This window comes from Sorangium sp. So ce119, from assembly GCF_051524405.1.
GTDB lineage: Bacteria > Myxococcota_A > Polyangia > Polyangiales > Polyangiaceae > Sorangium > Sorangium cellulosum_G.
Genome location: NZ_CP150310.1, coordinates 9635652 through 9656250, shown reverse-complemented (window position 1 = coordinate 9656250; position 20599 = coordinate 9635652). Strand labels below are relative to the sequence as shown.

Sequence of the window (20599 nt, the reverse complement as noted above, 5' to 3'; positions counted from 1 at the left end):
CGCTTCGTCGTCTGTCTTCCCAACGCGAGTCTCCGAGGTCCGCCGGATGGCCCAGACTGGCGGCTCATGATCACCTCCAACGCCTTCCCGCGCAATCTGCTCCCGCCCGTTCTTTTCCTCCTCGTGGCGGCGGCCATGGGGCTCACGCACGCCCTCATGCCGCGCCCGTCGGTGCTCCCGGAGCCGTACCGCCCGATCGGCCTCCTGCTCCTCGCGATCGGGGTCGTCGCCTCGATCGCGGCCCGCCTGCAGTTCGCGCGGGCCGCGACGGAGATCAACACCTTCGCCGAGCCGACGCGGCTCGTGACCGGCGGGCTGTTCCGGCTGTCCAGGAACCCGATGTACCTCGGCATGGGCCTCGCCGCCGTGGGCGTGGCGATGCTGAGCGGCTCCGCGGCCTCGTTCCTGCTCGCCGCCGTCTTCGTCGTGATCGTCGACCGATGGTACATCGCGTTCGAAGAGCGGCGGCTCCGCGCCCGGTTCGGCGCTGCCTACGAGACCTACGCCCGGTCGACGCGGCGGTGGATCTGACGGCCCGCGCCGCCGGAGTCGCTCGGACGGCCTCGCCGTGCGCGCGCGGGCGCGGGCCCGGATCGCGCGCAGGAAGGGAGCAACACCGGCCTGGAAGGAGTAGAAGCGAGGAACGGAGGCGCGCCGGGTGACAGACATGCTTCGCGAGGTGGTGGGGACGTGCTGCGCAGCGGCCGTGGCGTTCACGGCGGGGCAGGCGAGCGCCATGCAGCCCCCGCCCGCACCGGCGCCCCAGGTCTCGCCGGCGTCGCCTGCGCCGACGGGCGGCCCGGCAGCCGCGCCGCCGGCGCCGCCTCCGGGCGACGGGGCGCGCCCGCCTCCTTCGCCCGCGCCGCCCCCTGGCGACGCGGCGAGCCCGCCCCCTGGGCCCGCGCCTTCGGCCGGCGCATGGGGCGCGCCGCCCGGGTATCCCCCGCCGCCCCCCGGGTGGACGTGGAGCCCCATCCCCGGGCCGCCGGGGAGCGGGGCCGGCGGCGAGCTGCCTCCTCCGAAGACCGTCTGGTACGGCTGGCAGCACCTCGTCGTGCTCCTCGGCAGCCTCGCCGTCGTGCCCATCGCCGTCGCCACCGAGTCAGAGGGGCTCGCCTGGGTGAGCTTCAGCGGCGCCGCGATCGGCGGGCCGGTCACGCACTGGGCCAACGGCAACCTCGGCAAGGGCTTCATCAGCCTCGGCCTCAACGCCGGCTGCACGTTCGGCGGCGGCATGATCGGAATGCTCCTCGGCAGCATGGCCGACGATCGGTTCGCGGCGCTCGGCGGCCTGGTCCTCGGCGGCGGCGTTGGCCTGGTCACGGCGAACATCATCGACATCGCCGTCCTCGAGGTCGAGGAGCGCGGGACGGTGGAGAGCTATGATTACCTCCGCGTCCGCTCGCCGCGCCTGCGGCTCGCGCCGCAGGTCGGCCTCGCGCCCGGCGGCGCCACCTTCGGCCTCGTCGGCAGCTTCTGAGCGCGCCCCGGCGTCGCTGCTGGTGGCGACCAGCGCCGCCAATCGCGCTTGCCTCGGAGGGCACGAATGCGACCCCTCATCCCGGTGCAGCGCCGGGGATTCGCAGGTAGAGAGCGGAGACGTGGAGAGAGGAGCGCCGGGGGGATGAGCAAGGTGCGCGATGGACTGAAGATCTGCTGCGCAGCGGCAGTGACGTTGGCGGCTGTCCAGGCGGGGGCGACGGAGCCGCCGCCCGGTTCCGCGCCGCAGGTCTCGCCGGCGCCGCTCGCGCCGCGCGCAGGCGAGGCGGCGGGCGCGTCTCCTTCGCCTCCTGCCGGCGCGGCGGGGTATCCGCCGCCCGGGTATCCGCCGCCGCCCCATGGATCGCGCGCTGGTGCATGGCAGACGGCGAGCGGCGGCGTGGGCGCGAAACCCCAGGTGCAGCGCGTCTGGTACGGCTGGCAGCACCTCCTCGTGCTCGGCGGGAGTCTCGTGCTCGTGCCTGCCGCCCTCAGCGCGGAGGCCCCGGAGCTCCTGCTGCTGAGCTATAGCGGGCTCCTGCTCGGCGGCCCGATCATCCACTCGGCGCACGAACACGTCGGCAAGAGCCTCGGAAGCCTCGGTCTCAACGTCGGCGGCACGCTCGTGGGCGGCTTCATCGGCGCGGCGAACGCCGGCAGAGCCGACGAAGGTGACTGGGTCGATCCCAAGGCTGTTGCCTTCATCCTGGGCGGCAGCATTGGCCTGCTCACGGCCAACATCGTCGATATCGCCGCCCTCCCGTACGAGGAGAAGGTGCGGAAGCCGGACAGCCACGTGGCCAACCGCCTGCGCCTCGCGCCCCAGATCGGCTTCGCGCCCCAGGGCGCCACCTTCGGATTCGGCGGCACCCTCTGAGTCGAACGGCGGGAGCGCGCTCCCGCGACCCGTCGCCGGCGTCGGGGGCGGCCGCCGGCCCGGACCGGCGCTTCGCCCCTCGCCGTGCGGCGACGACGGTGTAGCATCCGCGCGTGTTCATTCCGAAATCAGGTGCCCGACGGCTCGCGCTCGCCGCGCTCGCCGCGCTCGCCGCGTGCGGCGGCGCCGACCGGCAGGAGCCTCGGTTCGCGGACTCCCCCGCGGTCCCGCTGCCCGGCCCGCCCGGCGCCGCGCCGCTCGACGCCCCCGACGGCGAGCCGGAGGAGCTGCCCGGTGTCAACACGGCCGAGCTCGTTCGCCGCGAGCGCCATACCTGGTGGCAGCTCGTCTCGCAGCTCTACGCGCCCTGCGCCGAACACGCCGTGTCGCTCGCGCAGTGCGTCCGCGAGGCGCGCCCCTGCGCGGCCTGCGTGCCCGCCGCGCAGCTCCTCGCCGACAAGATCCGCGGCGGCGCGAGCGGCGCAGAGGCGCAGTCGGCGTACGGCGTTCGGTTCGGTCCGAACGTGAAGAAGATCGATCTCGCCGACTCGCCCTCTCGCGGACCGGAGGCCGCGCCGGTGCAGATCGTCGTGTGGTCGGACTTCGAGTGTCCCTCGTGCGGTCGCGCGGTCCCGATCCTCGACGAGATCGTCGAGCGCCACGCGCCGAACGTCCGGCTGATCCACAAGGTGTATCCGCTGCGGTCGCACGCGCACGCCGAGCCCGCGGCGCGCGCGGCCATCGCGGCGCACGCCCAGGGCCGCTACTGGCAGATGGAGCGCCTCCTGTTCGAGAACCAGCAGCGCCTCGAGGAGAAGGATCTGCTCGGCTATGCGCAGCGGATCGGCCTCGACATGGCCCGGTTCCGCGCCGACATGGCGGGCGAAGCCGCCGCGAAGGTGATCGCGCGCGACAGGGCCGAGGCCGACCGTGCCGGGCTGTCGGGGACGCCGTTCATCGTGGTCAATGGCCGGGAGTTCGATCTGGCGCTGTTCAGCCTGCAAGGGGAGCTCGATCGGTGGATCGAGACCGAGCTGGCGATCCTCAAGGGGAGCGGCGGGGCGGCGCCCGCCGGAGGGGCGGCGGGCGGCGCGAGCAGCAGCCTGGATCAGTCGCCGCTCACTGGCAGACCCAGAAATCAGTGGATGAAGCCGAGGGATGCACGCACGGCGGAAGTCCTCGGTCGGCGCGGTAATCATTGATCTGGCTGGCCCGGAACGGGTTCAGCCGCATGCCCCGGAACTTGTCGCCCTCATCGACGCACTGGGTGCCCGAAGTTTCCATGTTGGATTGGATGCCGAACGTCCACTTGGTGGGGCCGCCTGCGTCCCTGAGGAAATACGGGCCGCCCGAGTCGCCCTTGCAAATTCGGTCCCATCCCGCGTCCGTGACGAAGTGCCTCTCGCCTACCCAGTTCAGCGAGTCTTCCATCCAGCGCATGATTCCACCGCCGGTGCCAGACGGGCTTTCGTAGCCTCGCCCATAGAGTCGATAGGGCTCCGCGGGAGACAGCTCCCCTGTGTAGAACCCGTCGGCTGCGTCGGAGGCAGTCACGTTCTGGAACGCGCCGCCGATCGTGCTGGTGAAGGCGACGGCCAGGTCATATTTCGCGTCCCATCCCACCTGGTAGCGGTGCACGAAGATGTCGCGATTCACCTGGCATTTGTCGTTCGAAGGGCTGCCTGTCATGCAGCTCCAGGTGCCCCCGTCGTGCGCGTAGGATACCCTGGTACTCACGAGCCCCGACAGCGCCGTTCCGAGGCTGCTGTCGAAGCAGTGCGCCGCGGTCAGGATCATGTGTCGACCGAGCAGCGTTCCGGTGCAGCCACCGATCTCCACGGTGCCGACCCCGCCGCCTGGCGTGCCGGCGCGGACCTCTTGCATGTCCGTCGCGATCGGTTCGTCGGAAACGTCATCGCTCGCGTCTGCGGCGCTGCACCCCACGGTCGCCACAGCGAGCAGCGCGCCGGCTGCGCCCAGGCGAGCCCAGGCGAGCCCAGGTCCTCCCATTCCGCGGAAGAGCTTCGAATTCTGGTCGCTGATCATAGGTTGTATCGCTTTCGTTATATGTTGAATGTTATGCTTCGTACTCGTGGCACGCAGGGCGACACATGGGCTTTGCTGCTGAAGTCCATGAGGGAGAAGGAAATAGAGACGTTTTGAAATCATGAAGCTCCAACTACGGGACCTGTCCCGGGTTGCTGGAGCGCGTGCGCGAGCTCCTCGCGCGTCATTTGATCCTCGGAACGGCTACTGCGGGCGCCGGAGACCTGAAGCGTTATCCGGGGACGTCTCTAGCAAACGTTCTGGCAAACGTCGGGCCAGGCGCTCCGCACGGACATCGCGCCTCTTTATCGTGCAGGAGGGGCCTGCCACCCAGAAAGGCACGCTGGCACGCTGGCACGGTGGCGCGCTGGCACGCTGGCACGCTGGCACGCTGGCGGTATCGTCCGGAGCCAGGTCGATCGGTGGATCAAGACCGAGCTCGCCATCCTCAAGGGGAGCGGTGGGACGGCGTTCGCCGAGGGGACGGAGAGCGGTCGGACATCCGAGCAGCCGTCTGGATCAGCAGCCGCTCACTGACAGACCCAGAAATCAGGGGATGAGCTCGAGGGATGCACGCACGGTGGAAGCCCTCGGTCGGCGCGGTAATCATTGATCTGGCTAGCCCGGAACGGGGTCAGCCGCATGCCCCGAAACTTGTCGCCCTCCGCGACGCACCCGGTGCCCGAATAGTCCATGTTGGATTGGATGCCGAACGTCCATTTGGTGGCGATGCTTCCCTCTTTGAGGAAATACGGGCCGCCACAGTCGCCGACGCAAACTCGGTGGTATCCCGCGTCCGTGACGAAGTGCCTCTCACCTACCCAGTTCAGCGAATCGTCCATGTAGCGCATGATTCCAGCGCCTGTGCCATCCGGGGTATCGTAGCCTCGCCCGTAGAATCGATAGGACTCCGCAGGAGACAGGCTCCCTGTGTAGAACCCGTCGGCAGCGTCGGCGGCAGTCACGTTCTCGAACGCGCCGCCGATCGTGTTGGTGAAGACGACCGCCAGGTCATATTTCGCGTCCGATCCCTGCTGGTAGCGGTGCACGAAGACGGCGCGGTTCGTCAGGCATTTCCCGCTCGCGGGGCTGCCTGTCATGCAGCTCCAGGTGCCCCCGGCGTGCGCGTACGATATCGTCCTGAAGACGGTCCCCGACAGCGCCGATCCGAGATCGCCGTCAAAGCAGTGAGCCGCGGTCAGGATCATGTGCCGGCCGAGCAGCGTTCCGGTGCAGAGACCGACCTCCACGGTGCCGACGCCGCCGCCTGGCGTGCCGGCGCGGACCTCTTGCGCGCCAGTCCCGAGCGGTTCGTCGGAAAAGTCATCGCTCGGGTCTGCGGCGCTGCACCCCACGGTTGCCAGAGCGAGCAGCGCGCCGGCTGCGCCCGTGCGAACCCAGGCAAGCCCAGGTCCTCCCATCCCGCGGAAGAGCTTGGAATTCTGGTCGCTGATCATAGGTTATATAGCCTTCGGTAGCTGTTTGATGTTCTATTTGATGTTCGTGGCACGTAGGGCGACACACGGGCTTGCTGGTGAAGCCCGTGAGGGAGAAGGAGACACAGACGCTTCGGAAGCATGGAGCTCCAGCTCCTGGATCTGTCCCGGGTTGCTGGAGCGCGTGCGCGAGCTCCTCGCGCATTATTTGATCGGCGGGACGGCTAATGCAGGCGCCCGGGACCTGATGAATTATCCGGGGACGCATACAGCAAGCGTCGGGCCAGGCGCACGGACACCATTCCTCTTTATCGTGCAGGAGGGGCCTGCACCCAGAAGACGCGCTGGCACGCTGGCACGGCAGCAGTCTGGATCAGTCGCCGCTCACTGGCAGACCCAGAAATCAGGGGATGAACTCGAGGGATGCACGCATGACGGAAGTCCTCGGTCGGCGCGGTAATCATTGATCTGGCTAGCCCGGAACGGGGTCAGCCGCATGCCCCGAAACTTGTCGCCCTCATCGGCGCACGCGTCGCCTGAATCGTCCCTGTTGGAGTGTATGCCGAACGTCCATTTGGTGGGGCCGCCTGCGTCTCTGAGGAAATACGGGCTGCCCGAGTCGCCCGAGCAAACTCGGTCGTATCCCGCGTCCGTGACGAAGTGCCTCTCACCTACCCAGTTCAGCGAGTCGTCCATGTAGCGCATGACTCCATTGCCTGTGCCATCCGGGTGATTGTAGCCTCGCCCGTAGAGTCGATAGGGCTCCGCAGGAGACAGGCTCCCTGTGTAGAATCCGTCGGCAGCGTCGGAGGCAGTCACGTTGCGGAACGAGTCGGCCATCTGGTTGGTGAAGACGACGGCCAGGTCATACTTCGCGTCCCATCCCTGCTGGTAGCGGTGCACGAAGACGCCCCGGTCCATGTCGCACTTGGCATTCGCGGGGGGGCCCGTCATGCAGCTCCAGGTACCCCCGGCGTGCGCGTAGGATACCTTGGTGAACACGGTCCCCGACAACGCCGATCCGAGATCGTCGTCAAAGCAGTGAGCCGCCGTCAGGATCATGTGTACACCTATCAGCGTTCCGGTGCAGCCACCGATCTCCACGGTGCCGACTCCGCCGCCTGGCGTGCCGGCGCGGACCTCTTGCGCGTCAGTCCCGAGCGGTTCGTCGGAAAAATCATCGCTCGGGTCTGCGGCGCTACACCCCACGGCTGCCAGAGCGAGCAGCGCGCTTGTCGCGCCCATGCGAATCCGTGCGAGCCCAGGTCCTCCCATTTCGAGACAGCGCTTCGAATCCCTGTTGCTCATCTGCTATGTTGCTTCCAGTGTAAGTGTTGATGTTCCGCGCCATGTTCGTGGCGCGCAGGGCGACGCACACATTTCGTTGCCGAAGCCCGTGAGGGAGAAGGAAAGCCATCCTCCGGGGACCCATGTCGCAAACGTCAGGCCAGGCGCTCCGCACGCGCAGCACGCATTCTTATCGTGCAGGAGGCCCCCCACCCAGAAGATACGCTGGCACGCTGGCACGCTGGCACGCTGGCACGCTGGCACGCTGGCGACGCGCGCCCCGGCCTCAGCCCCTCTTCCGCCCCCGCCGGGCCTTCCCGGCCGGCGCCGGCGCCCCGGCGTCTCGGCCGCCGCGCCGCAGCGCTTCCCAGAGCGCCTGCGCGACAACGCCGTGCGGTCGATCACGGCGACGCATCACGAACAGCTCCATGACGTCGGCCTTGAACTCGGGCACCTGCAACCTCACCAGCTCGCCCGCCGCGAGCGCGTCGGCGGCCACGTGCTCGGGCAGCCCGCCCCAGCCCATGCCCGCGGCGATCACCTCCTTCTTCGCCGCGACGTCGGTGACGCTCCAGCGCAGGCCGCCCTCCAGCACGTTCAGCGACGGCGAGGCGCTCCCCGTCGCGCTGTCACGCAGGACGATCTGCGCGTGCGCCCGCAGCAGCGCCGGCGGGATCGGCGTGCCGCAGGTGGCCACCGGGTGATCGAAGCGCGCCACCGGGAGCACGCGCACGTCGCAGAAGGGCGCCATCTCCACCTCGGACGCGTCGATCCCGAGCCTCGTGGCGACGGCGAGATCGGCGCGGCGCTCGCGCAGCGCGTCGGCGGCGCCCGCCAGCCGCTCGGTGCCGAGCTCGATGCGCACCAGCGGATGACGCGCCTGCACCCCGCGGAAGACGTCCATGATCGGCCCGAGCGGCGTCACCGCGTCGACGGCGAGCCGCACGATCGGCTCCACCTTGCCCGAGAGCCGCATGCCGAAGCTCCGCAGCGCCTCGGTGCTCTCGATGACCGCCGCCGCGCGCTCCTGGAACAGGCGGCCGGCGTCGGTGAGCGTGGCGCGGTACTCGCGGCGATCGAACAGCGTGACCCCCAGCTCGCCCTCCAGGTTGCGCACCAGCTTGCTCACCGCCGGCTGGGACTTGTGCAGCCGCGCGGACGCGGCGCTGAACGAGCCCTCGCCCGCGACGGCGAGGAAGGCGACGAGCTGATCGTAGGTCATGGTGGCGCGCGCAGGGTCCAGAACCGGAGGTTATGGAGTTCATAGAAACATACCACTTTCTTGTTCCGGGGAGTGGCCCCAGGGTGTCGGCCAGAAGGAGCGACACTCCATGTCCAACCGAATCGATCGTGTCATCATCACCGGCGCCAGCAGCGGTATCGGCCTCGATCTCGCGAGGCGCTTCCTGGCCGAGGGCTCGAGCCTCGTCCTGAACGGGCGCGATCCGGAGAAGCTCGACCAGGCGCGGCGGAGCCTCGAGGGCGGCGCGCGCGTCGTCGCCGTGCCGGGCCACGCGGGCGACCAGGCCACGGCGCGGGCGGTCGTCGCCGCCGCGCGGGAGCGCTTCGGCGGCGTCGACGTGCTGATCAACAACGCCGGGATCTTCGGCGTGAAGCCGTTTCTCGAGAGCACGGAGGAGGACCTGGACCGGTTCTTCTCCACCAACGTGAAGGGGACGTTCCTGATGACGCAGGCCGCGGTGCCGCTGATGATCGAGGGCGGCGGGGGCTCGATCATCAACGTGGGCACGGTGCTCGTGCAGCAAGCGATGACCGCGATGCCGGCCTCGGCCGCCATGGCCAGCAAGGGCGGTGTCCATGCGCTCACCGTCTCGCTCGCGGCCGAGCTGGCCCGCCACAACATCCGCGTGAACACGCTGGCGCCCGGCATCATCCGCACGCCGCTCATCGGCGAGAACGCGGACTCGATGGCGTCGATTCACCCTCTCGGGCGGATCGGCGAGGTGCGGGACACGACGGACGCAGCGCTGTACCTGGCCCGGGCCGGCTTCGTGACCGGCACGACGCTCGACGTGGACGGGGGCTACTCCCATGGACGCTGAGGGCCGGAAGCACGTGCTCCTGATGGGGCTCCAGGTGACGGACGAGGCGGCCTACGCCAGCTACCGCGCCCGCATGACGCCGATCCTCTCGACCTACGGCGGCGCCTTCGGCCACGATTTCGTGGTGGCGCGCGTGCTGAAGGGGGATGAGCGCATCAACCGCGTCTTCACGATCGTGTTCCCCGACCGCGCGACGCGGGAGCGGTTCTTCGCCGACCCGGAGTACCGCGCCGCGAGAGCCGAGCTGTTCGAGCCGGCGGTCGCGGCGGCGATCATCCTCGGAGAGCTCGAAGAAGCGGTGGCGTGATCCGCCCCGCCCGCCACGGTGCCTGAGAGCGCGTGGCGCTCTCCAGGCACCGCCGGCCTCCCGTCAGGGGGGCGTCTGGCGGTCTTCTCACATCCCGTGAATGGGACCCGCGCCGGGCCCCACCGGGGCGGTGCTGAACGATCGCAGCCGGATCCCCAGCGCGATCAGGAAGATGCCGAACACCAGCGAATACGCCCCGATCCACAGGACCAGCGCGAGCGCCCCCGCGCCCGGCGCGACGATCATGAGCACGCCGAAGGCGACCGAGAGCACCCCCGCGAGCCCCATGAGCCACTCGCCCTCGATCTGCTTGCGGAGCCGGATCGCCGCGCCGATCTCCAGCGCGCCGGTCACGATCGCCCACGCGCCGATCCAGAGGGCGAGCAGGACGGCGGTGATGCCCGGCCAGAACAGCGTGACGAGCGCGACACCGATGCTCACCAGGCCCTCGAGGAGCAGGACCCACCAGCGGCGCCGCTCGTCGCCGCCGCGGACGGCGCCGACGATGTTCGTCACGCCCTCGGTCAGGGCATACACGCCGAAGAGCAGGACCAGCACCTTGAGGCTGATCCGCGGCACGGCCAGCGTGAGCGCGCCGAAGCCCATCGCGAGGACGCCCCGAACGACAGGCGCCCACCAGTTTCGAACAACGCAGTCGGTGATCATCGGTTCCTCCGCCGGGATCATGCCGCCGGGGAGCGGCGCGGCGCCGCCCCCCGGCCGTGGATGAAGCCAATCAGCTAGGCTGCTTCGCCTTGTCGGACGTCGCCGGGCCGCCGCTCGCGCCCTGCCCGCTCGCCATCTGCGCCGCGGACCCGCCGCTCTTGATCTCGATCGAGCGGCCGCGCTGCTGCTGCGGCAGCTTCAGGCAGACCTCGAGGACGCCGTTCTCGAACGTGGCGTTCACGTCGTCGACCTGCACGCCCTCGGGCAGCGGGATGGACCGCACGAACGAGCCGTAGCTGCGCTCGGTGTAGCTCACCCCCTCGCGCTGCTCCTGCTGCTCCTGCCGGCGCTCGCCCTCGATGATCAGCGCGTCGCCCTGGACCTGCACCCGGATGTCCTCCTTCGTCACGCCGGGCAGATCGGCCTTCACGACGAGCAGGCCGCCGCGCTCGCCCACCTCGATGTGCGGCGCCCAGAGGCCGCCGCCGAGCGACGAGAGCCCCCGCCCACTCCCCTGCTCGGCCGTCGGGCGAGCCTGCCTGTACGGCGAGAGCACCCCTCCGAAGCCGAGATCATCGAACATGCGATCCATGTCCTCCATCATCCGGCGCATCATCGTGAACGGGCTCATGAGGCCACCCGCCCCGCCGTGGCGCCCGACCTGCGCACCTCCTTGCTGGCGCTGCATCCCGGTGGACGGCCCGCCGGTGGCCTGAGAGGAGGGCTGACCCATCGCCTGGCTGCTGGGCTTGCCCTGCTGCGACCTGCCAACGGACACATCTTGACCCGTCTGCTGACGCTGCTGTTCCGCCATGGGAACCTCCTTTCAACCGCAATTTCGTGCAAATGCGGTGCCGCGCCGTGAGCGTGAATCCAGCACAGCCCGGACAGCGTCGCTGAGCGCCCCCGTCAGGTCGCCAGGATCAAGCCCTCTGCGGCGTCACCCCACGAAACGCAGGATGAGCTCGGTGATCCCCGCCCCGACGAGCAGCAGCAGCCCGACGGCGAAGCCGATCAGCGTGAACCGGTCGTCCCGCCACCGCGGCCGGAGCGGCACGATGTCGCGCTCCGGCAGCACGACCGCCCTCATCGTCTGGTGGATCGGCAGCCCGCCCGGCCGCTGCGCGACCGCCACGTGCGGCGGCTGCGCCAGCCCCATGTTGATGAACCGCGTCACCCCCGCGCGCAGCCGGTCGCCCATGCCCGGCAGCGCGCTGCCGATCGCCACCGCGCGGAGCCACGGCGCGCGCTCGAACGCGTTCTCCATCGCGATCACCCCGAAGAGCTGCCGCAGCCGCGCCATCAGCCCCCGCACCTCCGCGAGGTGCTGGAACGCCCGCGTCCTCGCCTCGGGCGGATCCTCCGAGCTCACCCGCGCCAGGCAATACGACTCCAGCCGCGCGTTCAGCCCCTCGAGCTCCTGGAGGATGCGCGGCGCCGTTTTGTCCGGGCTCGTCTCGAGCGGGAGCGCGAAGCCCCAGGGCTCCTCGCGCCCGCGCTCGGCGGTCCACTGGAACACCTCGGCGAACCCCCAGAGCGTGTCGTAGCGCGACAGCACCACGTACGCCGGCACGTCCGCGCGCAGCGCGCGGCCCACCTCGACGAGGTACGCGCGGATGCGGTTCGCGTAGGCGTCGAGCCCCTGCTCATCGAGCTCGATGAACTCGGCGATGCTCAGCACGAGGAGGATGCCGTCGATCGGCTCGCGCTTGCGCGAGCGGCGCAGCTCCTCGCAGAGCTGCGCGAGCTCGGCCGGCTCCCGCCGCGGGCCGAGCACCGTCGCCTCGGGCTCGATGAAGAGCGCCTCGTTCGCCAGCCAGTACGAGCAACGCGCCCCGGGCACGCCGATCGCGAGCGGGCCGCCGCCCGAGGGCCAGGTGAGGTTCATCGAGCGGATCACCGTGGAGCGGCCCGAGCCGGGCTCGCCGAGCACGAGGTAGCAGGGGACCGCGTAGATCCCCTCCGCGCTGCCAGGGTTCGCCTGCTGGACCAGCGCGTGGACGCTCGCCAGCTCGTAGACGAAGGAGCCGCTCATCCGACCCTTTGGGCGATCGTCCACGCCATCGCGGCCGCGCCCGCGAGCGCGACGAGCGCCGCCAGCGTCCGCCCGACCAGCGCGGACTTCCACAGCGGCAGCTTGGGCAGGTGCTGGACCGCGACGCCCTCGACGCGCACCGGCCGGAGCACCCCGCCGTTCCAGTCCCGATCCGGATCGACGCCGAGCTTCAGCGACAGATCGCGGCGGATGCGCAGCAGGTCGTCGATGTTCTGCCCCGGCAGCGCGTAGCGGCCGCGGAAGCCGAGCCCGAGCACGCAGGCGTAGGTCGCCATCACCGGCAGCGGGCCCTTCCGCACGCGCTCCAGCCGCTCGAAGAGCTCGACGCCCGCGTTGTTCGTCGTCCACCGCGCGGCCTGGAGCGGGCGCTGGGCCCACACCGGCCGGAGATCGGGCAGCGACATCGCCAGCTCGTCCGCGAACGCGGCGATCGCGAACATGCCGTCGTCGACCGAGGCGTTCGGCATCTCCCGCCCGAGCCTGGTCCCCTTGAGCTCCTCGAGCAGCAGGTTCGCCTGCCGCAGCACGTGATCGGCCGGCGGCCGCCGGGGGGATTGGCGGAGCATGCAGAGCCAGAGGAGCATCTCCTCACCGAAGACGCCGATGGAGGTTTCCACGCGGCCGCGAGCTTACGCCAGGCGCGCACCGACCGTCGACCCGGGCGCGCGCCCCGCCGGCGGTCGGCCCGGGACCGCCGAGCTCCGCCGGTGCACCGGAGCGTCGACATCCGGAAGGGGCCGTGCCTATGCTCCGCCCGCTTCTCGAGCCCCCCTCGAGAACTTCCGGGGACGCGCGGACGCGGCCCCTTGAGGAGAGGTCATGTCGGAGATCCAGAGCGTCATCGCGCGCGAAGTCATCGATTCGCGCGGCAACCCCACCGTCGAAGCCGAGGTCACCACGCTGAGCGGCACCGGCCGCGCGGCCGTGCCGAGCGGCGCGTCGACCGGCGAGCACGAGGCCGTCGAACTCAGGGACGGCGACAAGAAGCGCTTCCTCGGCAAGGGCGTGCTCACCGCGGTGAAGAACATCGAGACCGTCCTCGGTCCGGCCATCCTCGGGATGGATGCGCTCGATCAGGCCGAGCTCGACCAGGTCCTCATCAAGGCGGACGGCTCCGCGAACAAGTCGAAGCTCGGCGCCAACGCGATCCTCGCCGTCTCGATGGCGGCCGCCCGCGCCGCCGCGGACACGGTCGACCTGCCGCTCTGGCGCTACCTCGGCGGCGCCGCGGCGCGCGTCCTGCCGACGCCCCTCATGAACATCCTGAACGGCGGCGTGCACGCCGACAACGGCCTGGAGATCCAGGAGTTCATGATCGTCCCCTACGGCGCCGAGTCGTTCGCCGAGGCGCTGCGCACGGGCACCGAGATCTTCCACACCCTGAAGGGGCTGCTCAAGAAGGACGGCATGATCACGGCCGTCGGCGACGAGGGCGGCTTCGCCCCGCGCCTGCCGTCGAACCGGGCGGCGCTCGAGTACGTCGTGCGCGCCATCGAGGCCGCCGGCCACCGCCCCGGCGAGGACGTCGGCGTCGCGCTCGACTCGGCGCTCAGCGAGTTCTACGACGCGAAGACCGAGCGGTACACCTTCGACAAGCAGCAGAAGACCCGCGAGGAGATCGTCGCGATCTACGAGGAGCTCAGCAAGGCGTTCCCGATCGTGTCGATCGAGGACGGCGTCGCCGAGAACGACGAGAAGGGCTGGCGGCTGCTCACCGAGCGGCTCGGCAAGAAGGTCCAGCTCGTCGGCGACGACCTCTTCGTCACGAACCCCGCCCGCCTCTCCAAGGGCATCGAGGACGGCCTCGCGAACGCCATCCTCATCAAGCTGAACCAGATCGGCACCGTGACCGAGACGCTCGAGTGCATCCGCCAGGCGGGCGAGGGCGGCTACCGGTCGATCATCTCGCACCGCTCGGGCGAGACCGAGGACACGTTCATCGCCGACCTCGCTGTCGCGACGAACGCGGGCCAGATCAAGACGGGCTCCGCGTCCCGCTCGGATCGCGTCGCGAAGTACAACCAGCTGCTCCGGATCGCGTACGCGCTCGGCGACGGCCAGATCTTCGCCGGCCGCAAGCCGTTCCGCCGCCCCGGCTCGCAGCGCGCCAGCCAGTGAGAGCGCCCGGCGCTGGCCGCACAGGCGCGGCCAGCGCTGGTCGATGCTGTCGATGAGGTCGACGTGCTCGACGTCGTCGACGTGCTCGACGTCGTCGACGTGCTCGACGTGCTCGACGTCGTCGACGTGAACGACGCAGCGGGGCCCCCGCGGCGCGGAGCGCGCCGGGGGGCAGCCTCGCTGCCAGCCATCCGCTGCCGCCGGCGACAGCTATCCGCTGCCGCTGGCGACAGCTATTCGCTGCCGCTGGCGACAGCTATTCGCTGCCGCTGGCTACCAGCGGTCGCGGCCGCCGCCACCTCCGCGGCCGCCGCGACCGCCGCCGCCGCCGCCGCCACGGCCACCACCGCCGCCGCCGCCCCCACGGAAGCCGCCGCCGCCGCCGCCGCCCCCACCGGGGCCGCCGGTGCGCTCGCGCGCCTCATTGACCGTCAGGGTGCGGCCGTCGAGGTCCTTGCCGTGCAGCGCGTTGATGGCCGCCTGCGCCTGGGCATCGCTCACCTCGACGAAGCCGAACCCGCGAGACTGCCCGGTCATCCGATCCGTCATCAACTGAATCGAGAGAACCTCGACACCCGCCGCCTCGAACGCGTTGCGAAGGCTGTCTTCCGTCGAATGGAACGCGAGGTTCCCCACATAAAGCCGCTTGCTCATGTCTGCCGCCGATCCCGTTGCACGATCCCCGCTTCCCTCGCAGGCGGCCCGGATCGTGCCGCGGGCCGCCATGCGAAAACGCTCCCCGACGACCGGCCGTCACCCCACGTTCGGAAGAGGCAACCACGTTGCAGCAGGCGGCCGGATCAGAGGTCGAGGACGAACGAGCCTTGAGGCGCTCCGGAAGCTACCGGCCGGCGACGGTGTACGCAAGGTATTCCCCCTGGATGGCCGCGTCTGCCTGGTGATCGCCGCGTTCGTCGCCCCCCGGTGCCTGGTGATCGCCGCGCTCGCCGCCGCCCGGCGCGCGGCCCGCGACGCGCGTCGCGGCCCCGCGCCCGCGCCGGAGCGGGTGTTTTTATGCACCCTGGACGAACGCCGCTCCGGGATCTCTCCGGCGCTGCCGAGCTCGACGCGTGCGAGATCTCGTGAAGACGTCGTCGCGGCGGGCGGGGGCGAGGCCGTATGTCCCCGATCGTCGCTTCTGGTAGCCTGCCTGTCCGGTGCTCGAACTGGAGGTCAGACCATGAAACCACGCGTGTTCTCCGCGACGGCAGGCTCGCGCAAGGCGGATCGCGGGGCGCTCCTCCTCGCCCTCGCGATGGCGATCGCGGCGGCCGGGGCGGCGTGCTCCTCGTCGTCGGACGGCGGCACGGGCGCGTCTTCGGGCGGGGCGCAGGGCGGGGGCGGCTCCTCGAGCGGCGCCGGCGGCGCGGTGGAGGGGCTCGTCTCGCTGCGCGTCGACCCGGGCACCACCTCGGTCGCGTTCGCGTACGGCAAGGCTGCCACCGTGCAGCTCAGCGCGATCGGCCGCTTCGAGGACGGCTCCGAGCGCGACGTCACCGACCGGGTGACCTGGAGCGCCGACGACCTCTTCGCCCACGTGGACGCCGGGCAGCTCACGACCGCGTCGCCCGGCCTGGTCCGGGTGACCGCCGCGGGCGGCTCGATCACGGCGACCGCCGACGTCACCGTGAAGCTCGCCGACGAGATCGCGCTGCCCGGCGCGCCCCCCGGCGCGAGCGAGGCGCTCGGCGGCGCCCCCGAGGCGGCGAGCGCCCCCGCGATCGCGTACCCACTCGACGGCGCGCTCTTCCCCTCCAACATCGGCTCGGTCGAGCTCCAGGTGCGCCGCGCCGGCGCCGGGCAGCGCGTCGGCCGCATCGAGATCTCCGGCGATTTCATCGACTTGCGGCTCGTCGGCGCCTGCGACCCCATCCCGGACGCCGACGGGTGCGCGATGGCGCTGCCCGCGGATCTCGTCCCGATGCTCGTGAGCGCGAGCGAGGGCGACACGATGGAGACGCGCGTCCGCCTCGCCGCCGAGGACGGCAGCGCGCTCGGCGAGAGCGCGGCGATCGACGTCCGGTGGGCGAGCGCGTCGCTCTCCGGCGGCCTGTATTACTGGCGCACGGACGGGACGACGCTCCAGTCGGCGGCGATCTACCGCTACGACCTCGACGACGCGGCGAGCCCGCCCGAGCTGTTCTGGGAGAACGAGCAGTCGCCGCCGCTGGCCAACGGGCAGGAGATGCCGTGCATGGGGTGCCACGCGCTCGCGCAGGCGGGCGACAAGATGGCGCTGACCTTCGGCGGCAGCGGCCCGTCGTCGTTCGCGCTGGTGGACGTCGCGACCGCGGACATCATCGCGCTCCGCAACACCGAGCCCGGCGGGTTCGCGACCATGACCACCTTCTCACCGGACGGCGATCTCATGGTGAACGCCTTCCGCGGCGTGCTCACGCTGCGCCGCGCCGACGAGACGCTCGAGCCGCTCGGCGATCTGTTCGGCGAGGAGCCCGAGCGGCTGACGCAGCCGTTCTGGTCGCCGGACGGCAAGCACCTCGCCTTCGTCGCGTGGCAGCCGGGCGAGAACGGCGCGGGCCCGGAGCTCTACGGCGACACGGTGCGCGGCGCGCAGATCCTGATCGCGGGCTTCGACGGGGCGGCCGGCTTCGAGGCGCCGAGGGCCCTCGTGCCGCGCGAGCAGGACAGGAGCCATTATTATCCCACCATCTCCGACGACGGCGCCTGGGTGGTGTTCAACACGTCGCGCTGCGACGGGCCGCCCGGCAACGGGGCTGCCGGCAACGACCCGTGCGACTCCTACGACGACAACTCCGCGCGCCTGCGGCTCGTCCCGCTCGAGGGGGGCGAGCCCGTGGACCTCGCGCGGGCGAACGGCGACGACACCTGGGCGAACTCGTGGCCGCGCTTCGGGCCGAGCCACGACACGTACCGCGGCAAGAACATCTACTGGGTCGCGTTCTCGTCGCGGCGCCCCTACGGCCTGCGCCTGCTCGGGTCGACGGACGGGACCTCGAAGCCGCAGCTCTGGTTCGCCGCCGTGACGCTCGCGCCGGGCGGGTCGATCGACGGCGATCCGAGCTTCGCGCCGGTGTGGATGCCCCAGCAGAACGACGACATGGCGAACCCCACGGGCAACCACATCCCGCAATGGGCCGAGAAGGCGCTGCCCGTGCCGCAGTGACGGGGGCCGGGCGGCGCTGATCGCGGCGCCGCCGCGGCGGCCGCAGCGCGCCCCGTCCGGGCGGCGCGCAGGCGGCCGGCGCCGCGCTCTGCCCTGCGCCCCCCTCAGGCCGCCCGCGCCGCGGCCACGGCGGCGCGGGGCTGCACGACGCCCCAGCCTTGCCGCTCGAGCGCGATGCCTGGCAGCCCGCGCGCCGTCTTCATCAGGATGCGCCGGCACTGCTGCGGCGTGAGGCGCGGGTTCGCCTCCAGCATCTGCGCCACGACGCTGCTCACGATCGGCGCGGCGAAGCTCGTCCCGTCCACGTGCTTGTAGTGGCCGGAGATCACCTTCTGGTCGCGCAGCTTGGCCGCCGCGAGCTGGCGCACGAGGTACGGCTCGCGCCCGGCGACGGCGTCGAGGTCCGGATCGACGCCCGCGTGCTCGACGAGCAGCCCTGGCAGCTCGTCGTCCCGCGCGCGGTCGAGCAGCGACAGGAGCTGCGCCTGCGCCGCCGTCGGCGTCCCGGGCAGGATGGGCGCCGCCAGCCAGATCGCCGGCGCGATGATCTCCGGCTTCTGCAGCCCGTCGACGGTGAGCCCGTACGAGGAGTGGTAATTCCACGTCTGCTCCCCGGCGCCGCCGTCGTCGAGCCCTCCGACCGCGATCACGCTCGGCGCGCTCGCCGGCGGAAGGACGTTGTGCGCCGCATCGTGCCCGGCGTTGCCAGCCGCCGCGACGACCACGATGCCGTTCCGGCTCGCGTCGTCGGCCGCGCGCGACAGGCTGCCGGTCAGGTACGACTCCTCGTAATCGCCCCCGCACGAGATGTTGAGCACGCGGATCCCGTACTGCTCGCGGTGCGCGATCACCCACTCGATGCCCCTGCGGATGTCGTCGTGGACGATGCGGTGCGCCGAGCCGACCTTGACCAGCACGACGTTCGCCTCCCACGCGAGCCCGCGGAAGCGCCCGTCAGAGAGCGCGCCGTTCCCGGCGGCGACCACCGAGGTCATCATCCCGTGCCACGACGACACATCCGGGCTGTCGAGCGCCGACAGGCCCGCTTCGGGCGCGAAGAGGTCGTGGTAGGCGAGGATGCGGCTCTGCGGCGTGACGAGATCCGGGTGGGCGTAGAAGCCGGAGTCGAGGAAGGCAATGGTCACGGCCCGGCCTGCATAGCCGGGCTCCGCATGGAGGCGATCCGCGATGGGCAGGATGCGCCGGGGGTCGAGCGACATCGGCGCATGCTAGCGCGGCGGCCAGCTCTCCGCGCCGGCAGCGTTTCTCACAAGGCTGCTCGGCCGCTCGGGCCTGGACTTTCCCGCGCGTCACCGGGCGGATCGAAATCACCCGCCAAGGGCGCCAGGAACAGAACAAGAACTGGCGTCGTTGGCGTCTCGGCGGTTCGAATTTCTGCTCTTTCGAGCGGTCTCGACCCGTTGTCGTTCTAGCTCCAGCCCCGCGCCGATGCGCGGATCCCCTCGCGGAGACTCCGCAGCAGCCCGACCCCGGACAGGTCCGCTCCGGCCTGGGCGAACGCCTGCGCGAGCTCCGGGCGCACGCCGGTGACGATCGCCCTCGCGCCGAGCAGGCGGATCGAGCGGACGAGCTGCGCGATGTGCTCCGCGACGGCCGCGTCCGCCGTCGCGACCCCGGTCAGGTCGAGGATCACGCAGCGGGATCGCCGCTCCACGATGGCGCCGAGGAGCCGCGCCCCGATCTCCGTGCTCCGCGCGCTGTCGAGCGCGCCGATCACCGGCACCGCGAGCGTGCCCCTGGCGACCTCCAGAATGGGCGCCGACAGCGCCAGGATCTCCTCCTTCTGGTGCTCCACGAGCTCGAGCGCCCCCGCGAGCTCCGCGACGAGCTTGGCCCGCGCCTCGGCCGTCTCCTCCGCCGCCCGCAGCTCGGTCTGATCGGTGTGCTGGACCAGCAGGGCGGTGTCGCCGGTCGCCGGATCCGGCACCGGACGCGCCTCCACCACGTGCCACCGCTCGCCCTGCAGCGTCATCACCCGCGCCTCGCGCGAGATCGCCTGCCCCTCGGACACCGCCGCCACGAGCTCCGGCGCGAGCGCCCTGTCGACGAAGCGCTCGTCGAACGGCGCATCCTCGCCGAAGGCGCGCAGCGCCGCGGGGTTGTGGAGCAGCACGCCGCCCTGCGCGTCGAGCAGCGTCACCATCACCGAGGAATGGCGCAGCGCCTCGACGCTCCGGGAGCGCGCCGCCTCCGGCGCCCCCTCGTCGAACACGGCCTGGATCAGGATGCCCTGGCGCCCGTCGTCGAGGTCGATACCCGAGAAGAACGCCCTGAGCGGCACCGGCTTCCCGCCCGGATAGACGGTCCACGTGTCTTCTGCCGTGTCGCCCTGTCGAAATCGGGCCATGTAGCCCGCGAGGCGCGCCTGGGCGGCCTGCGACATGTCCGAGAGATCGCGCGCCAGGAGCTCGTCCAGGCTCCCGGCCTTCCAGAGCCTCACCGCGGCGGCGTTGGCCCAGCGAAAGCGCAGGTGATCCGGGTCGAGGACCAGCGTGACGAGCTTGGAGGAGGCGAGCGCGGCGAGGCGTTCATCGAGCGTCATCGAGACTCCCAGGCGCGACCGAGCCGCTGTTGGCCACGGCATAAGCGCGCCCCGACGCGAATGCAACCCAGCGCACGATCCGGCGGGGCGCGCGCCGCGGCGCCGCAGCGCTCGACGACGCGCGCGCCGGGCCGCGCCCTGCCTCTCTGGACGGGCCCATGCCGCTCCGGCAGGCTCCGCGCATGAGGTCATTCATCGCGACGATGGTCTACGAGCTTCACCCGGATACGCCCCCGGACGCGAGGAAGCTCCTCCGGGCGCACCTCGTCGGCAGGCGCTGGCAGGACAGGCACGAGGGCGCGGCGATGCCGTCCACCGCGGTGTGGATCCGCCGCTCCGCGGAGGACCACGAGACGACCGACGACCTGCACGCCGCGTGCGCGCGCGACCTCGGCGACGCGGCCGCCGCCGTGGCCCGGGCGGGCCGCCCGATCCAGGTGACGCGCGCGTGGATCCAGGTGAGCGGCGCAGGCACGTACGGGCTCGCCGCGCCCGCGCGCCCGGCGGACGGCTGAGCGCGCGGCGCGGAATGCCGGGCCTCACCGCGGCGCTTCGG

The 20599-nt window shown here is 71.3% G+C and carries 20 protein-coding genes; 9 read left to right on the top strand and 11 right to left on the bottom strand.

The features are described from left to right. Positions 1-66: 66 nt before the first annotated feature. The 4 genes from WME76_RS36530 (at position 67) to WME76_RS36515 (ending at position 3558) form a co-directional block, all read left to right on the top strand. Positions 67-531 carry a methyltransferase family protein gene (locus WME76_RS36530; RefSeq protein ID WP_437956809.1) on the top strand — a complete coding sequence of 155 codons (465 nt, stop codon included), beginning with the start codon at positions 67-69 and terminating at the stop codon, positions 529-531. Positions 532-658: 127 nt separating this feature from the next. After that, a complete protein-coding gene (locus WME76_RS36525; protein WP_437956808.1) occupies positions 659-1480 on the top strand; it encodes a hypothetical protein in 822 nt (273 codons plus the stop codon). A 144-nt stretch (positions 1481-1624) separates the two neighbouring features. Next, positions 1625-2356: a hypothetical protein gene (locus WME76_RS36520; RefSeq protein WP_437956807.1), complete on the top strand. Its 732-nt coding sequence runs from the start codon at positions 1625-1627 to the stop codon at positions 2354-2356. A 113-nt stretch (positions 2357-2469) separates the two neighbouring features. Next, a complete protein-coding gene (locus WME76_RS36515) occupies positions 2470-3558 on the top strand; it encodes a DsbA family protein (protein ID WP_437956806.1) in 1089 nt (362 codons plus the stop codon). On the opposite strand, the gene WME76_RS36510 is transcribed toward WME76_RS36515, so the two are convergent. From WME76_RS36510 to WME76_RS36495, 4 genes are all read right to left on the bottom strand, one after another. Next, positions 3476-4402: a trypsin-like serine protease gene (locus WME76_RS36510; protein WP_437956805.1), complete on the bottom strand. Its 927-nt coding sequence runs from the start codon at positions 4400-4402 to the stop codon at positions 3476-3478. The two genes, WME76_RS36515 and WME76_RS36510, sit on opposite strands and share 83 nt — an antisense overlap. A 530-nt stretch (positions 4403-4932) precedes the next feature. Beyond that, entirely contained in the window at positions 4933-5859 is a 927-nt protein-coding gene (locus WME76_RS36505) for a trypsin-like serine protease (protein ID WP_437956804.1), read from the bottom strand. Between the two features lie 363 nt (positions 5860-6222). Next, entirely contained in the window at positions 6223-7083 is an 861-nt protein-coding gene (locus tag WME76_RS36500; RefSeq protein WP_437956803.1) for a trypsin-like serine peptidase, read from the bottom strand. A 328-nt stretch (positions 7084-7411) separates the two neighbouring features. Beyond that, positions 7412-8347 carry a LysR family transcriptional regulator gene (locus tag WME76_RS36495; RefSeq protein WP_437956802.1) on the bottom strand — a complete coding sequence of 312 codons (936 nt, stop codon included), beginning with the start codon at positions 8345-8347 and terminating at the stop codon, positions 7412-7414. Positions 8348-8456: 109 nt separating this feature from the next. Here WME76_RS36495 and WME76_RS36490 point away from each other — a divergent pair, with 109 nt between their 5' ends. Both WME76_RS36490 and WME76_RS36485 read left to right on the top strand, forming a co-directional pair. After that, a complete protein-coding gene (locus WME76_RS36490; protein WP_437956801.1) occupies positions 8457-9188 on the top strand; it encodes an SDR family NAD(P)-dependent oxidoreductase in 732 nt (243 codons plus the stop codon). Next, positions 9178-9495, top strand: a complete 318-nt coding sequence (locus WME76_RS36485) for a DUF1330 domain-containing protein (RefSeq protein ID WP_437956800.1) — start codon at positions 9178-9180, stop codon at positions 9493-9495. Before WME76_RS36490 ends, WME76_RS36485 begins: the two co-directional genes overlap by 11 nt. 87 nt (positions 9496-9582) lie before the next feature. On the opposite strand, the gene WME76_RS36480 is transcribed toward WME76_RS36485, so the two are convergent. The 4 genes from WME76_RS36480 to WME76_RS36465 form a co-directional block, all read right to left on the bottom strand. After that, positions 9583-10161: an HdeD family acid-resistance protein gene (locus WME76_RS36480; RefSeq protein ID WP_437956799.1), complete on the bottom strand. Its 579-nt coding sequence runs from the start codon at positions 10159-10161 to the stop codon at positions 9583-9585. Positions 10162-10231: 70 nt separating this feature from the next. Further along, on the bottom strand, positions 10232-10975 hold the full coding sequence (locus WME76_RS36475; protein ID WP_437956798.1) for an Hsp20/alpha crystallin family protein: 744 nt from the start codon (positions 10973-10975) through the stop codon (positions 10232-10234). Between the two features lie 126 nt (positions 10976-11101). Next, positions 11102-12196, bottom strand: coding sequence for a type VI secretion system protein (locus WME76_RS36470; protein WP_437956797.1), 1095 nt, complete (start codon positions 12194-12196; stop codon positions 11102-11104). Next, positions 12193-12834 (bottom strand): DotU family type IV/VI secretion system protein, encoded by a 642-nt coding sequence (locus WME76_RS36465; RefSeq protein ID WP_437956796.1) that lies wholly within the window; start codon positions 12832-12834, stop codon positions 12193-12195. Before WME76_RS36465 ends, WME76_RS36470 begins: the two co-directional genes overlap by 4 nt. Before the next feature lie 202 nt (positions 12835-13036). Here WME76_RS36465 and eno point away from each other — a divergent pair, with 202 nt between their 5' ends. Continuing rightward, a complete protein-coding gene (gene eno / locus WME76_RS36460; RefSeq protein WP_437956795.1) occupies positions 13037-14335 on the top strand; it encodes a phosphopyruvate hydratase in 1299 nt (432 codons plus the stop codon). A gap of 273 nt (positions 14336-14608) precedes the next feature. On the opposite strand, the gene WME76_RS36455 is transcribed toward eno, so the two are convergent. Then, entirely contained in the window at positions 14609-14989 is a 381-nt protein-coding gene (locus WME76_RS36455) for an RNA recognition motif domain-containing protein (protein ID WP_437956794.1), read from the bottom strand. A 526-nt stretch (positions 14990-15515) separates the two neighbouring features. On the opposite strand from WME76_RS36455, the gene WME76_RS36450 reads away from it, so the two are divergent. Further along, the gene (locus WME76_RS36450) at positions 15516-17480 is read left to right on the top strand and encodes a hypothetical protein (protein ID WP_437956793.1); all 1965 of its coding nucleotides are present in this window, start codon (positions 15516-15518) and stop codon (positions 17478-17480) included. 104 nt (positions 17481-17584) lie between these two features. Here WME76_RS36450 and WME76_RS36445 read toward each other — a convergent pair whose 3' ends face one another. Both WME76_RS36445 and WME76_RS36440 read right to left on the bottom strand, forming a co-directional pair. Then, entirely contained in the window at positions 17585-18700 is a 1116-nt protein-coding gene (locus WME76_RS36445; RefSeq protein ID WP_437956792.1) for a S8 family serine peptidase, read from the bottom strand. A gap of 209 nt (positions 18701-18909) precedes the next feature. Further along, positions 18910-20043, bottom strand: coding sequence for a PAS domain-containing protein (locus tag WME76_RS36440; protein ID WP_437956791.1), 1134 nt, complete (start codon positions 20041-20043; stop codon positions 18910-18912). A 182-nt stretch (positions 20044-20225) separates the two neighbouring features. Here WME76_RS36440 and WME76_RS36435 point away from each other — a divergent pair, with 182 nt between their 5' ends. After that, positions 20226-20558, top strand: a complete 333-nt coding sequence (locus WME76_RS36435) for a hypothetical protein (RefSeq protein WP_155798887.1) — start codon at positions 20226-20228, stop codon at positions 20556-20558. Positions 20559-20599: the final 41 nt, after the last annotated feature.

Excerpts from the sequence above, each read along its gene's own strand:
- WME76_RS36500 (WP_437956803.1), bottom strand. The coding sequence starts at position 7,083 with ATGGGCGCGACAAGCGCGCTGCTCGCTCTGGCAGCCGTGGGGTGTAGC.
- WME76_RS36455 (WP_437956794.1), bottom strand. The coding sequence starts at position 14,989 with ATGAGCAAGCGGCTTTATGTGGGGAACCTCGCGTTCCATTCGACGGAA.
- WME76_RS36485 (WP_437956800.1), top strand. The coding sequence starts at position 9,178 with ATGGACGCTGAGGGCCGGAAGCACGTGCTCCTGATGGGGCTCCAGGTG.
- WME76_RS36440 (WP_437956791.1), bottom strand. The coding sequence starts at position 20,043 with ATGACGCTCGATGAACGCCTCGCCGCGCTCGCCTCCTCCAAGCTCGTC.
- WME76_RS36475 (WP_437956798.1), bottom strand. The coding sequence starts at position 10,975 with ATGGCGGAACAGCAGCGTCAGCAGACGGGTCAAGATGTGTCCGTTGGC.
- WME76_RS36470 (WP_437956797.1), bottom strand. The coding sequence starts at position 12,196 with ATGAGCGGCTCCTTCGTCTACGAGCTGGCGAGCGTCCACGCGCTGGTC.
- WME76_RS36530 (WP_437956809.1), top strand. The coding sequence starts at position 67 with ATGATCACCTCCAACGCCTTCCCGCGCAATCTGCTCCCGCCCGTTCTT.
- WME76_RS36490 (WP_437956801.1), top strand. The coding sequence starts at position 8,457 with ATGTCCAACCGAATCGATCGTGTCATCATCACCGGCGCCAGCAGCGGT.
- WME76_RS36520 (WP_437956807.1), top strand. The coding sequence starts at position 1,625 with ATGAGCAAGGTGCGCGATGGACTGAAGATCTGCTGCGCAGCGGCAGTG.
- WME76_RS36495 (WP_437956802.1), bottom strand. The coding sequence starts at position 8,347 with ATGACCTACGATCAGCTCGTCGCCTTCCTCGCCGTCGCGGGCGAGGGC.
- WME76_RS36505 (WP_437956804.1), bottom strand. The coding sequence starts at position 5,859 with ATGATCAGCGACCAGAATTCCAAGCTCTTCCGCGGGATGGGAGGACCT.
- WME76_RS36480 (WP_437956799.1), bottom strand. The coding sequence starts at position 10,161 with ATGATCACCGACTGCGTTGTTCGAAACTGGTGGGCGCCTGTCGTTCGG.
- WME76_RS36510 (WP_437956805.1), bottom strand. The coding sequence starts at position 4,402 with ATGATCAGCGACCAGAATTCGAAGCTCTTCCGCGGAATGGGAGGACCT.
- WME76_RS36450 (WP_437956793.1), top strand. The coding sequence starts at position 15,516 with ATGAAACCACGCGTGTTCTCCGCGACGGCAGGCTCGCGCAAGGCGGAT.
- WME76_RS36435 (WP_155798887.1), top strand. The coding sequence starts at position 20,226 with ATGAGGTCATTCATCGCGACGATGGTCTACGAGCTTCACCCGGATACG.
- eno (WP_437956795.1), top strand. The coding sequence starts at position 13,037 with ATGTCGGAGATCCAGAGCGTCATCGCGCGCGAAGTCATCGATTCGCGC.
- WME76_RS36445 (WP_437956792.1), bottom strand. The coding sequence starts at position 18,700 with ATGTCGCTCGACCCCCGGCGCATCCTGCCCATCGCGGATCGCCTCCAT.